This is a genomic window from Streptomyces sp. NBC_01294, assembly GCF_035917235.1.
GTDB lineage: Bacteria > Actinomycetota > Actinomycetes > Streptomycetales > Streptomycetaceae > Streptomyces > Streptomyces caledonius.
This window is the reverse complement of record NZ_CP108423.1, coordinates 1930141-1943692: the sequence shown is the minus strand read 5'-3', so window position 1 is coordinate 1943692 and position 13552 is coordinate 1930141. Positions and strand designations below refer to the sequence as shown.

The window sequence follows — 13552 nt, the reverse complement described above, 5'->3', positions numbered from 1 at the left end:
CCGGGTTGTTGGCGAAGGGATGCGCGTGCAGGCTCGGGAGATCACGTTCAGCAAACTGGTTCAGCAGGGCGAGATGCAGTTGCAGGTCCCCCTCTATCAGCGAACCTACAGCTGGCAGCGGGAGGAGCTGCAGCAGCTGTGGTCCGACGTGGTGGAGCTGGTGGAAGACCGGTTGGCCGGCCGACCTCCGACCGCGCACTTTCTCGGCTCGGTGGTGTTGGCGCCCGAAGGGATAGCCGCCGGCGGCATGACCCGCTGGCTCGTGGTGGACGGTCAGCAGCGGCTGACCACGCTCATGCTCGCCTTCACTGCTCTGCGGGACCGCCATCGGGAGAGCGGCGCCCAGAAGAAGGCGGCGCGCATCCACGACCTGCTCCTCGTCAACGGTTACGAGGACGGCTACGACCACTACCGACTGCTGCCCACCCAGGCCGACCGTGAGGCATTCATCGCCTGTGTGGACTCCCTCCCGAAGGCAGGCGGGTCGGGGAACATCGGCGCCGCCTACCGTTTCTTCGTCGCTGCCCTGACCGACGGCGAGGAGAACGGGGGAGAACCCTGGGTGGATGCGGCCGAGGCAGTACTGCGCGATTTCCTGTCCATCGTCGCGATCACCGCGGCACCGGGAGACAACGTCTACCGGATCTTCGAATCCATCAACAATACGGGCGTCGGTCTCAGCCAGAGCGACTTGCTGCGCAACTACCTGTTCATGTGCCTGCCGACGCGGGGCGAATCCGTCTACCGCAACCTGTGGCTCCCCATGCAGGAACTCCTCGGCCCGGCCAACCTTGAGCTCCTGGTCTGGCTCGACCTGGTCGTCGGCGGCAACAGCCGGGCCAAGCAGAGCGAGATCTACCGCGACCAGAAGAAGCGGCTGGAGCCGCTCAGCACGGACGAGCCGGCGCTCGAGGCGGAGATCAGCCGCCTCTCGCTGCGGGCGGACCGGCTCATGCGCATCCTGGAACCGGAGCGGGAGAAGCACCCGGAACTGCGCGAGGTGCTGGAGCGCCTCCTGCGGTGGGGCGGGCAGACCCACTACCCGCTGGCGCTGCACGTGCTCGACCTCGTGGACGTCGGCCAGGCCGGGCCTGCCGAGGCAGCCCAGGCTCTTGTCTACGCCGAGAGCTACATGGTGCGACGGCTGTTCACCGGGAACTCCACCGCGGGCAGCAACCGCGTCTTCATGGAGCTGCCCAAGGAGATGGACAAGGACGATTCTCCGGCCGAAGCGGTACGCCGCCACCTTTCGCGGTACAAGGTCGGTCCCCGGGTGTGGCCCGGTGACGAAGCCGTCCGCGAGGCGATCCGCACCCGCCCCTTCTACAAGACGGGCCGCGGACAGCAGAGGTTCCAGGTGCTGCGCCGCCTGGAGGAGAGCTACAGCGCGAGCGAGCCGGTCGATTACGCCAAGGCGCAGCTGACCGTCGAGCACGTACTACCGCAGCAGCCTGCCCAGCAGTGGTTCGACCTGCTCGCAGAGGAGGCCGGCGACGGCGAGAGTCCGGGCGAGCTGCACACGCTGCTGGTCCACACTCTGGGCAATCTGACCCTTTCCGGCGACAACATGCGCCTGTCCAACCACCCCTTCCGCCGCAAGCAGGAGATCCTTGACTCCAGCGCTCTGCGGATGAACCAGAACATCGCCGCCCAGAAGCGCTGGGGCAGGGCGGAGATCCTGGCGCGTGCCGATGAACTGGCCGACCGCGCCGTCACCCTGTGGCCCGGCCCCATCGACGGGGTGGTCCACGCCGACGACGAATGGACGGGGTGGCGGGAGCTGCGGGAAGCTCTCCTGGCGATGCCGGCCGGTACCTGGACGACGTACGGAGATCTCGGCGCCCTCATCGGTACGCATGCGGTGGCCATCGGCAACCACGTGGCGACCAGGACGGGTCTGCACTGTGCCCATCGTGTCCTCACGGCGGACGGGCGGATCTCGGCAGGCTTCCGCTGGCCGGACGACCGGCACTCCGGCGATCCGAAGGCCCTCCTAGAAGCCGAAGGGGTGCCGTTCGACGAGAGCGGCCGAGCCCACCGTTCCCACCGGCTGACCACGGCGGAACTCGCCGCTCTGGTGGGCAAGGAGGCCGCCGAGGACGGTGCGCCCGCATCGCCTCCGGGACCGGGCGACGAAACCGCGGCCGACCGGTTCGAGACTCAGCTCCGAGACAACCAGACACCCGAGGCGGTTCAGGGACTGTTGAGCACGCTGGGGTTCTGGGAGAACCAGGGCGGCCACCAGGCCTACGGCAAGGCGAACGAGACCAGTTGCTTTCCCACGCTGGACGTCGGCAGTGCCCTCGCACCGCGCCCGCTGTGGCCGCTCGCGATCTACCCGGTCAGCGGCACGGTCGAGGTGGTCTTCCAGCACCTCAAGCGGAGGCCGCCGTTCGACGATGAGCCCTCGCGGCGCGAACTCATGGCCCGGTTAAACCAGATCGAGGGCATCGACCTGGCCGAGGCCAAGCTGGACCTCCGGCCTTCCTTCTCCCTGGAGGTCTTCGCCAGCCAGAGCAAGGAGATCTGCGCCGTACTGGAATGGTTCATCCATGTGACAGCCCTGGCTGAAGCCCGGCGCCCGATCGAGGGCGAGGCGACATTCTGAAATGCGGAGACGGCAGAACGCGTGGATGTGTGCTCAGGCAGACAGGGGCCTGAGCACACCCCGCCGCTGCAGCTCGCGTATGTGCTCGGCAGCGCGCTGAGGGGCGGTGCCTCCGGTGACCAGAACCCCGGCTTCCAGGTTCTTGCGTACCCCCGACTCGGTGAGGTTCGCACTGCCGAGCCACAACACCTGCCGGTCGGCCACGGCCAGTTTGGCGTGCTGGCGGGCCCGCTGGTGATCTCGCCGCTCGGCGGCCCAATGCCACAGGCGTACACCTGACACGCCTTGGAACGCCTTCGCCGGCTCGGGTCCGTCGAGCAAGCCCGAGGCCCCGGCCTTCGTCTCGACCACGATGTGGACCTCGACGCCGCGCCCGACTGCCGCCCGCAGCGCTGCCGACAGCGGCGGGTAGGCGCGTGCCGAGTAGGTCATGGCCAGCAGCTCCCGTTGAGCTTTCCCGACGACCTCGACGAGCACCCGGGCGGTAGGCCGTACGGGCACACCGGGTGTGGCGGGACCGCTCCATACCGTGCGGACGTCCACCTCGTCCCGCTGTCGCGTCCAGCCGGTGACGAAGCCCCGCAGATAGGCGGCGGCCTCGGCATAGGGAATGCCGTGCCGTTCCACCGCGCTGTAGAGCTCCCGGATCGCGTCGCTCGCCGTCGGATCCTGGACTGTCATCAGAGCATGCTCCACCCCCCGTCCGCGGGCGAACAGTCCCACCAGGTCCTTGGTCCGCGAGGTGCCCAATATCGCGGTGACAGCCTCGGCCGCTTCCTCGAACCCCGCCCGGCTCACGGCCGAAGACTGATGGGGGTCAGCACCTGGTCGGTCTCGTCACCGAGCGGCACGAGGAAGCGGCGGTCGAGGAAGCGATTGCCGCGCTCGCAGGTGGTCTCGGATACGAACAGGCATACGTGGCAGGCGGCGCCGTGCAGGTAGTCGGCAGGATCGTGAGGGAGCCGCTCGGCGCACAGCGGATCGGAGGAGCACCGGGATGCGTCCCGCAGCGCCCGGCGTACGATCCGCTCGAAATGCGGTTCCTCGGCCAGGGAGACAAGGCCTCCGAGGGTGCCCTCCGAGTCGGGCACGGCCGTGTAGATCAGGATTCCGGTACGCGGATTGTCCTCGTCACCGGCGTAGATGCGCTCGCCGAGGCTGGCCGAACTGTAGCCGCACTCCAGGGAGATGGTGCGGATGAGCAGATGGGAGAGCGAGTGCAGGGCGAGATAGCGCTCCCCGGGCCAGCCGCGCATCGGGTCGAACGGCCCGTGGAGCCGGTCCGACTTGCGGTTGGTGCGGAAGCGGGCGAAGGATTCGCGGTGCGCCTGCATGGCGGGCGACTTCCGCATCCGGTCCTCCCACTCGGCCATCAGTTCATCCCGGACCCGCAGGAAGATCCCCTCGCCGCGCACCTCGCTCGCCGGAACCCAGTTCTGGGAGGTACGGGCCAGGCGCACGGGCGTGGCGATCTCCGGAGACTCCGGGTCGGGCGCGTCGAGCCGGGTGAATCCGATCAGCGCGCGGGCCTCCCGCAGCCGTTGCACCTGCCGTACGTCCGCGAACAGGTCCTTCAGGCTGTCGGGGACGGTCACCTCCTCCAACGCGAAGTCATCGGTGGCATCGGGAACGGGTGAGGACGAGAGCACGGCCCATTCGGGGCTGAGCAGGTCGGCCGGGGTGACCGGGCCCGCGGTGTCCTCGGCTTTCTTGCCGGTCAGCCGGTCCTGGTGAGCCTGCACGGCGGCGATGAGCGCGTCGGCGTCGTACTCCTTGAGATAGGCGTAGGCGGGTGTCCCGGCGAAGGCGTCGAACACCACACGGGATGTGACGTTCTGCAGCTCGGCCCACCGTTCCTCGACCAGTTCGGCGAGGTTCGCGTTCTTACTGGGAGGCAGTGCGAGCGCGCTGAGCGTCATCGGAAACCACTGGTTGGACGCGCCGGCGACCATCAGCGTGGCCTCCTCGGCGCACCCGGTCTCGTACGTGCCGAGGTGTGGATGGCGGCCCCGGCAGGCGGGCAGGTTGCGGCGCCCCCGCTCGCCCATGGCGTCGCGGATGTTGCGCTGCTCGCCGCAGGCCACGCATTCCAGGGTGACGTTGGCGGCCTGGTTGCCTCCGTGGTCCTTCATGCGCAGCAGGGGCCGGGGCGCCTTCGAGCACATGTTGCCGTGGTGGACGAAGGGCGCGTACGGGAACTCGTCGAGGTGGCCCGTGATGCACACCAGCGTGAAGCGGGCGGCGACGGCCAGCGGCTTGCTGCGCTTGCAGTCGTGGACGAACTTGGCCTCGTGAGGCGTGCGCGGGTTGTTGTTGACGAACGTGAACGCCTCGGCGTCGATGGGGGCCAGCAGATTGCATGCCGTGCACCGCAGCCACTGCGGGAAGGGTGTCACCGGCACGCCCACACCCTGCGCGGCGAAGTCCTTGGGCGAGCTGTCCGCCCCCTCCATCCAGGGCGCGGAACGCAGTTCGTTGATCTGCGCGGCGCCGTAGAGCTGCAAGGAGCGGTTGACCGCCGTACGCAGCCGGGGCTCGTCGATGACATATCCGGCCAGGCCGTTGTGGCTCCAGGATTCCAGGCCCTTGACCAGCACGGAGAAGTTGGGCAGGTCGATCAGGGCGCCGACACCTGCCGTGTACATGAGGTGGCTGGGGCGGGCCGCGCCCACCCGTCGGTAGTAGTTGGCGCTCATCGTCGTCCCTTTCCAGCCGGCCCGGCCGTGGTGATCCCGTACTCGTCGGCGTCGACCGGCGCGTCGGAGGTGGTGCTCTCGTCATCCGCCGGAGTGAAACGCCACTCCGGCCCGCTGTGGGTGGCCTGTTCCATGAACTTTCCCCCTCCGGACAGCAGGAGATTGAGTTCGTTCTCCGTCTCCCGCATCGACATGGGCACGGTGAGCTCGTCCCACCGTGAACCGTCTGCCCGGTTCAACAGGCCCTTGACCAGGGTGTCTTTCCTCTTCTCCTTGCGATAGCCGAGGACACCGCCGCTCTCGCGCTGCTCGGCCCAGGAGTCCTTCAGCGCGGTGATGCGCTCGGACAGATAGCGCTGGGCACGTTCGCCTCCGACCCGGTCCGCTCGTTCCAGCAGCCGCTGTTCGACCTGGGTGGCGATGGGGCCGTCAAGGTCCACGTGGTGCGCATCGGTGTTGCGCGAGTGCTCGTACGCGGCCTGGCGCAGGGCCGCGACATAGGTCGGCGCGGTGCCCCGGTCGAGGGCCCGGCGGGTGAACGGCGTGACGGACAGGGCCTCGACCTGGCGGTAGAAGGTGTCGTGGTAGTGCGCGAAGTCCTCGAAGTGCGCCAGGTCACGGGGACGTGACCAGTTGTAGAGGGTGACGACGAGGCCGGGCCGGCGGGCGTCACGGCCCACGCGCGAGGATGCCTGGATGTATTCGGCGGTGTTCTTGGGCTGGCCGACGATGAGCATCAGGCCGAACCGGGATACGTCCACACCGACCTGGAGCATGGAGGTGGCGAGCACGACGTCCACGGCCTGCTTCTGGACGGGTGTGAGCGTCACCCGCGAGTCCCGCTTGTCCCGGAGGGCGGCCGCGTACTCGGCGAACAGCGCACGGCGCCGCACCGAGGTGTCCCGCTCGGGATCGAACGGTGTCTCCAGCCGCTTGAGGGTGGCGCCGATGTCGGCGGAGGAGATCCGCGACGTCAGCTCCTGGATGCCCAGCATGCCGGCTTTGGTGACGATACGGTCGGCGATCGTCCGGTGGCCCTTGCGGCCGCCGTTCACGCGGACCCGGGTGGCGATGTCGTCGTCCATGTACCGCCTCATGCCGGCGAGTTCCCGCGTCGCGTTGAAGTAGCCGACCAGTGTCATGTACGGATCGGCCGGGGCGCCATAGGTGTCGAAGAGTTCCTGCCCGCCCAGCAGGAGGATCTCGGCGACCCGGATCTCGGCAGCCTTCAGTCGTGTACCGTGCGCGCACACCCCGAGGTAGCGGCGGCCGGGATCGGTACGGCTCAGCTCGACCTGCCGGGAGAAGAAGGTGTCGCCCACGTCCAGGACCTGCGGTGGGAAGACGGCGACCTTCCGCGCGAACACACCGCGTACCTGGTCCGCGGCACGCTTGGTCGTCGCCGTGGAAGCGATGATCTTCGGTCCCACCTCCTGGCGACGCCCCTCCGTGTCCGTGTACGACCAGCTGCACAGCTGGTCGACGGCAGCCTCGAACAGTCCCACCGTGGTGCCGAGCGCACCGGAGATCAGGTGCAGCTCGTCCTGAATGATCAGGTCCGGGGGTCGCAGCCGGGTGACAGGCTGGGCAGCAACCGCGGGCAGCCTGTCACCCTTGCGGGTATGCCGGCTGCGGCAGCCGGTGCGCTGGTCCAGGTCGTCGTGGCGATAGCCGTGCCGGGGGCACCACTCGGTGACCCGTCCGAAGAGCAGCCCCGCGTATCCGTTCCAAGGGAGCTGCGCCAGCTTGTCCACGGTGGCGATCACCATCGCGGGCGCGAGCCGGTAGATCTCCTCGTCGACGGTGAGGACGGGAATGCCCTCGCCGGGCGCGCCGAGCCGGGAGAAGGGGCAGCGCCCCTCGCCCTCGCCGCGGGGGCAGTACAGCAGCACCCGGCGCCGGTCCTCGTCGTAGTTCATGTTCGAGTGGGCGGTCAGGCCCTCGCCGCACCACGGACAGGTCAGGACCTGGATCACCCGGGCATGCTTGTCGCTCGCGCTCTCCTTCGCGCCCGCGATCTGCTCCTGCGCCTCCGAGGACCAGTTGGGCGACACGGAGTTGCCGACCCACAGGCCGATACGGAACGGGGCCTCGCCCCACCGTCGGTCGCGCGCGAACTCCTCGCGTCGCAGCACCTCGCAGGCGCTGACGAGTGCGGCCGCCCGCTGGAACTGCTGGGCCGTCAGCAGCCGCAGCGTGTACCGCATGAGGACCCCGACGCCGGCACTGCCGTCGCGTGCCTCGGTACCGCGGCCCACGATTCCCTGGAGACGGCGCAGGGCGAAGGTGTACGCCGCCAGACCCAGATACGCCTCGGTCTTGCCGCCGCCGGTGGGGAAGAACAGCAGGTCGACGAGAGCCTCGCGGCCGGTGCCGCGGTGCGGGTGGCCGGGCTGGCTCAGGGAGGCCAGGTTCAGCAGGACGAAGGCGAGCTGGAAGGGCCGCCAACTGGCCGCCTCCTTACCCTTCTTGTCAACCGCGGCGACGGCCTCTTCGTAGCCGAGGGCGTCCTGTCCGGCGCGCAGGGCGGTGATGGCCGTGTTCCGCCGCTGGTGTGCCATGGCCCGGTTGGCGAAGCGGAACGCTTCCAGGGCCTGGGGGTCGGAGCTGAGCGCGTCGATGCCGAACGCGATGCGGTGGCAGACGTCCTCGGCCTGGTCGATGGCGGTCTCAGCGGCGACCCGCAGGTCCTCGGGCAGCGTACGGGTCTTGGCGCGCTGCCCCTGGAGCCAGGTGTGGTAGCCGTCGGCGAGGGGCGCGAGCGTGTCGCTGAGCTCCTTGTGGCGCCCGGGCACGGCCAGGGCTGCGAGTTCGTCCATGCCGAGTTCGAGCCCGGCGAGCAGGGGCTGCTCGGTGGCGGTGGGTGCCGTGGTGGCCGGAACGTCGTGTTCGGGCAGCCAGTTGGTCCGCAGCCGGTGGGCCCGGCGTTCGCCCTTGCGGACGTCGACCTGGACAGCAGTGTTACGGCCGACGGCATGGCGCAGGCTGTCGCGGTAGAGAAGGCGCAGCCGACGTTCCTCGACGTCCTCGGCGCCGCCCGAGGACGTGGGGTCCAGCGGATCGTCGATCGGCAGGAAGACAGCGGCCTTGTCGTCGGGGAACGCGGTCACGGTGAGACCCGTCTGGAACAGCCACTGGGTGTCCCGGCGCTCCGCGTCGTTCTCCCGCAGTCGATTGACGAGCGCGATCTCGACGACTCGAAGGTCCTCGCCGCCCTGACCGCCGGCGCGTTCGCGCACCTGTACGTCGAGGCAGATCCCCGAGGACGCGTCGCCTTCCAGGATGCGGCTCTGGTCCCCGGTGCGGGTGACGTTGATGTCGCAGGGGTGCTCGACCGGCTCGCGCCCCCAGACCTGGGCGGACCGCCCGTCGTCGGTGAGGGCGGTGGAGAGCGAGTACCGGCCCCAAGAGGCCTTGACGCTGAGGGCGCCGATCGATGCGGGAACCACGAACGACAGACCCATCGACGAGGCCCAGATCCGCCCTGACGCCTGCGGGGTCAGCCGCTCCTGCGGCCCGCCCTCCTCCTGGCCGTCGTCGCTGCCCGGCTCGACGTCGGCGATCTGGGCGGCGGTACGGGCGATCTGAGTCGCGGTCTCGCTGCTTTCAGGCCGGGGCCCGAGCATGCCGACGAGGTAGCGGTCGCGCGGTCCGGCGGAGCGGGGCGGGAGTGCCTCCGTGTCGCCGTCCCAGGGCCCGAGCAGGTCGAGGCGGATGAACTCGGCCAGCTTGTCACGCACGTCGTACGAGTCACCGGGGAGGAAGGTCTGCGGCACCTCGTCGAGGGGGTGCGGCACGCCGGGAGTGGCGGCGGGCTGGGGCGGCATGCGGATCAGGCCCTTTCGTGCGAGGGAGCCGGTCGGTGGCCTCTGTGAGGGGCCGCCAGGCTTGAGACTACCGGTGGAGGGCTTTGGATGGCGCCCTCACAGAGAATTGTGCACATTGACTCAGTTCACAACGAAGTTCGTGTCTCGTTGCGGTCAGAACAGGGTGTCGCCGCGAGGGAAGAGCCCGCCGTCGAGCAGACCGGCCGACTCGTCCTCGTCCACCTCGTCGTCTTCGAAGGCCTGGGGGGTCGGTTCGGGCTCGATGAGCTTCGCCAGCACCCGGGGATCACCCCCGGTCATGCTGTCCAGCCGACGCAACGCCTTGTCCTGCATGGCCTCCCGCAGGGCTTCGGGCAGCGGGACGCTGACCGCCCGCAGCATGCGGTACGCCCCGCTCGCGTCGCGGACCAGGAAACCCAGCTGGGTGCGCCCCGCCCGCGACAGGATCAGCAGCTCGCACATCTGGTGCGCGTCGTCCTCGTCGTAGCGGAATCGCATGTGCAGGTTGTGTGCGTCGGGGTCGTTCTGAGGGAATCCGACGAGCATGTCGTGCGGGTCGTCGAGCGTACGGTGTCCGATGCGCACCTGCCCGTCGTGCTTGAAGCGCATGGCCGCCGCCGACTCGAGGCCTGCGTCGGCGACGTAGAGCCACCAGGGCTGTGAACCGACGGTGCCGGTCCAGCCCAACGGGCCCGCCTCGGCATAGGCCTTGGCGACCGCGCCCATCCACTCCGGGACGATCGAGTGCGGGCGCTCGGCCGGCTTCAGGGGGGCGTAGTCCTCCTCGGTGAAGACCGGCGTGGGCAGCGCCGGGTCGCCCGGGGCGCACCAGATCTGCGTGTACCGCTGCAGATACGCCTCTATGCGGGCGGCCTCCGGTGAGTCGAGGGAGAGGTGGGCCCGCTCCAGTGGGGTGAGGTGTGGGAGGAACTCGCCCTCCAGCCACTCCAGGTACGAGCGGCCGGTCCTCACGATCTCCTGCATGGCGGAATGGAGGTCGTCGGGCAGGTCGTCGCCCCCGGCTTCGAGGTTCCCCTCGACCACGGTCGTAAGCGATTCGGCGAGCCTGCGTTCCGCGTGTACGAGGGCCAGGTGGGGTGCGGCCGCCAGCTCGGCGGCGCACTCCGAGGTGAACGCGTCGATCTCCTCGGCCAGCCCGTCGAAGCGGGTCAGGAGCATCCGCGCGAACTGGGCCTCCTGGCCGTGCGTGTGCGTCTCCAGATAGGCGAAGTACCCGGACCAGTCGCCATCGTCCGGCCCATGGGCGGGTCCGAGATCGCGTCGCCAGATGCCGTCACTGTCCACCGACCAGCGCTCGCGCAGCTCCTTGTGCACCTGCGGCCAGCCCACGGAGGCGGCCCTGGAGTGCGCCCAGTAGGCGAGGAGCCCCTCGCCGAGCGGCTCGCGCCACCACGAGTGGAGGAGGGGGATGGTGGGCTCGCGCAGCGCGGTCCACAGCGCCTCGACCTCGGCGACCCGCTGCGGATGGCGGGCCCCGCGCCCGCCGGCCAGGCGGACGAGGTCGCCCGCCACGTATGCGATCTCCTGGCGCTCCATGTCGGCCTGGGCGGTACGGGCGAGCGCGGTGGCGGCGAGGAGGTCGCGGGGGCCGAGGTCGTCCGGGATGGCGGAGTGGATCTCCGGAGACAACCTCTCGAGGAGGCGGGACAGTTGCTGAGTGACGTCCTCGAACCATGCGCGGCGTAGGGAGCGGAAGTCGGCGAGATTCCCCGTGGTGGTCATGGTCGACAACTCTACGTCCATTGACTTAGTTCACACAAGTGTTCTTCGTTTGGGCTGTGACTCCGCCCTCAGAGGCATGGCTGGCGCTTGCAGTCGCGGCAGCGGGTCCTGTCGTCGTGCTGCCCGGTCTGCCAGTGCACGCGCATGGTGGATGTGGTTGCCTCGCGGAGGAGGCGCGAGTGGTACCGGTTACATGGGCGCTGGAGGCGGAGGCGTTGGGCCTGTGGCACTTCGCTCTGAGGCCCGGTGCTCGTGTTCCCGGCGGTCGGCTGGACGTGCTTCTTCTCCGCTGTCAGGCACGGGGAGTTCCGCGCCTGACCTGCGAGTGGATCAGGCCGGGGGCATCAGCCTCGGCGGAAGCTCACGCGGTGGGTTCGCGTACGCCGCATGGGCCCGCTGTTGTTCCCTGCGCCAGACGACCGTGAGCCATCCGTCGGTCTCCGGCGGCGCAAGCCCGGCCTCCTTGAGGATCTGGCGGAAGAACAGCACGGGCCCACCGTCCGGGGCGGTGACCAGTGCGGAGAGCAGCGGGGCATCGGGCCCGACGTTTCGGTCGATGGAAGTCAGCAGCCAGCGCAGCGTCTCGTCCGGGAGGGTGGGGCCGCTTTCCAGGTCAAGGAGTGGGATGGTCTGGCCTTGGGCGGCCGCGTTGATCAGCTGACGCTTGAGCCGCTCATACAGCGTGCCGGAGGAAGCCTTCGGTGCTGAAGGGAGCGGTGCGGGCACTGACTCCTTTGGCTCTGCGGGGGCAGGCGGAGGCTGTTCCTGCTCCTGACGTTCACGGAGCTGCGCGGCGGCGATGTCCTTGCAGGCGGCGCTGAGGGCGTTCTCCAGGGAGCTGACGTGGTGTTGGCGACTCTGGGTGGCAACCGGGCTTTTCCTGGGCGATTGCTGGACCGGTAGTTCGCCGAGCCATACCCGGGCGCCCGTGACCGCCTTGTTGGCGCGCTTGCGAACCGGCCTGCTGACTTTCGGTTGTATCTTGCGAAGCTCGGCGATCAGTTCGCTGATCCGTGCGTCGGTGCGCTTCGTCACCGGTGTTGCGGCCGACCGCTTCGGTGCAGGGATCATCTGTGGGTTGACCCAGGTGCGAAGCGCCTTGGCGACCGTAACCTCGGGCACGGAAGGCGCGGAGCTCAGCTCCAGGCGGGGCTTCATGGCCTGCGATGGCTGACCGTACGCGGCATGGGCGCGCTCAATCTCAACGGTGGCCCACTGCTTGAGGCGATGTGAACCCTTGGAGTTCTGCACCCCGAGCCGGTCAAGGACATCGCCCAGCTCGGGCAGCGGGCCATTGTCGTGCTGGATGAGCGCGCAGAGCACGGGCACGTTGGCCCACAGGGGTGTGTCTACGGCTACGAGCAGTGCGATGCGTTCGCTCTTCGATAGGAGCGAAACCTCTCGGCCGATTCCGCGGGCGAGTTCCTCCCAGGTGGTGGTGGAGCGCCGTTGGGCGGTGCGGGAGAGCGCCTTGCGCATGGCGGAGACCAGGTCCGCCTGGGTGCGGGCCGCCTTCGGTGCAGCGGCGGGGGCCTTCGGTGGGGCGAGTACACGAGCGGGTTGCGGCTCGGGGCTCTTCCCGGCCGGTGGAACCGTGGTGGAGGGCGGCGGACTGTCGGCCTGCGAGCGCGGGGGAGGGGACCACAGGCCGGTGCGCTGGGCCTCGTGGGCGTTGAGCCGGACGTAGCGGTTGGCTTCGACGGCCCAGCCGCGGCCGTCGTCGGTGACCAGCATCCGGGAGGACTCGGGTATGCGGTAGACGTGTTCGGCTGGTGGGACGTCCGTGTCGCCGGGGAGAGAGAGGAGCGCGCGGACGATGGGGCTGTCGGTCGGCTTGAAGTCCGCTACGACGAGGTGGCGGTCGCCGACCGCGAACGGGGAGGAGGTGGGGACCTTGGCTTCGGGTACAAGCGCGAAGACCAGGCCACCGAGGAGAGGGAACGACGGCAGTTTGGGGCGGGGGAGAGACAGCCGGATCTTCTCGACGTGCTGGGTGGAGAGGCCCGTTGGTGTCAGCGTGCAGTCTTCGAGCGGGGTCCACTGGACCGTGCGGTCGCGGGCCTCTGCTCCGATGTGGACGCGGCGTTCACCGCCCACGGTTTCGCAGCGGACACGCAGGGTGAAACCGTGCCGACCCGCGAGTTCGCGGGAGACGGGGGTGTCCGGGCCGAAGATCCAGTCCAGATCCTCGGAGCCATCGGTCAGGTCGTCCGCGGCGCGTCGCCAGGCGCGGTGGTCGAGGGAGCTGAGCTGGAAGCGGAGCCGGCGGCGGCCGCCGGGGAGGTGGACGTCGACGGCGTCGCCCGGGCCGGTGCCGAGGTTGCGGGTGTTCACGTTGCCGCGCACCTTCTGCTTCTTCAGCAGCCGCTGCACGCCGCGCTTGATGAAGAGGTGGTCGGCGCTGGACTCGCCGTTGTCGGTGCGACGGCAAATGGGTGCACTGGGGTGGTGCGCGAAGTGGCACACCTTTTGCGTGTACCGCCTGTCGCTCAACTCGCCGCCGCAGCCGCCCAGCTGGATGCCGCACCAGTAGGTGTAGTTGGGATGCGCCTTGCGCCACATGTCCAGCTCGTGGGCGTCCATGGGGAGGATGACCGGGTGGTCGGAGTTCTTGTTGCCGATCACGGCGGTCTGGACGCGGCGGTGGTCGAAGGCGATGCCGGAAGATGACATGGGGC

General features: G+C 69.3%; 6 protein-coding genes. 1 reads left to right on the top strand and 5 read right to left on the bottom strand.

Translation table 11 applies throughout. From position 1 onward, the window contains the following. Window positions 1-25 precede the first annotated feature (25 nt). On the top strand, window positions 26-2608 hold the full coding sequence (locus OG534_RS08635) for a GmrSD restriction endonuclease domain-containing protein (RefSeq protein WP_326593527.1): 2583 nt from the start codon (window positions 26-28) through the stop codon (window positions 2606-2608). Between the two features lie 33 nt (window positions 2609-2641). Here OG534_RS08635 and drmC read toward each other — a convergent pair whose 3' ends face one another. The 5 genes from drmC to OG534_RS08610 form a co-directional block, all read right to left on the bottom strand. Then, the gene (gene drmC, locus OG534_RS08630) at window positions 2642-3406 is read right to left on the bottom strand and encodes a DISARM system phospholipase D-like protein DrmC (protein ID WP_326587502.1); all 765 of its coding nucleotides are present in this window, start codon (window positions 3404-3406) and stop codon (window positions 2642-2644) included. Then, a complete protein-coding gene (locus tag OG534_RS08625) occupies window positions 3403-5304 on the bottom strand; it encodes a DUF1998 domain-containing protein (protein ID WP_326587501.1) in 1902 nt (633 codons plus the stop codon). Before OG534_RS08625 ends, drmC begins: the two co-directional genes overlap by 4 nt. Beyond that, entirely contained in the window at window positions 5301-9131 is a 3831-nt protein-coding gene (gene drmA, locus OG534_RS08620; RefSeq protein WP_326587500.1) for a DISARM system helicase DrmA, read from the bottom strand. Before drmA ends, OG534_RS08625 begins: the two co-directional genes overlap by 4 nt. 153 nt (window positions 9132-9284) lie before the next feature. Beyond that, window positions 9285-10874: a hypothetical protein gene (locus OG534_RS08615; protein WP_326587499.1), complete on the bottom strand. Its 1590-nt coding sequence runs from the start codon at window positions 10872-10874 to the stop codon at window positions 9285-9287. Between the two features lie 330 nt (window positions 10875-11204). Continuing rightward, window positions 11205-13547: a hypothetical protein gene (locus OG534_RS08610; RefSeq protein WP_326587498.1), complete on the bottom strand. Its 2343-nt coding sequence runs from the start codon at window positions 13545-13547 to the stop codon at window positions 11205-11207. Window positions 13548-13552: the final 5 nt, after the last annotated feature.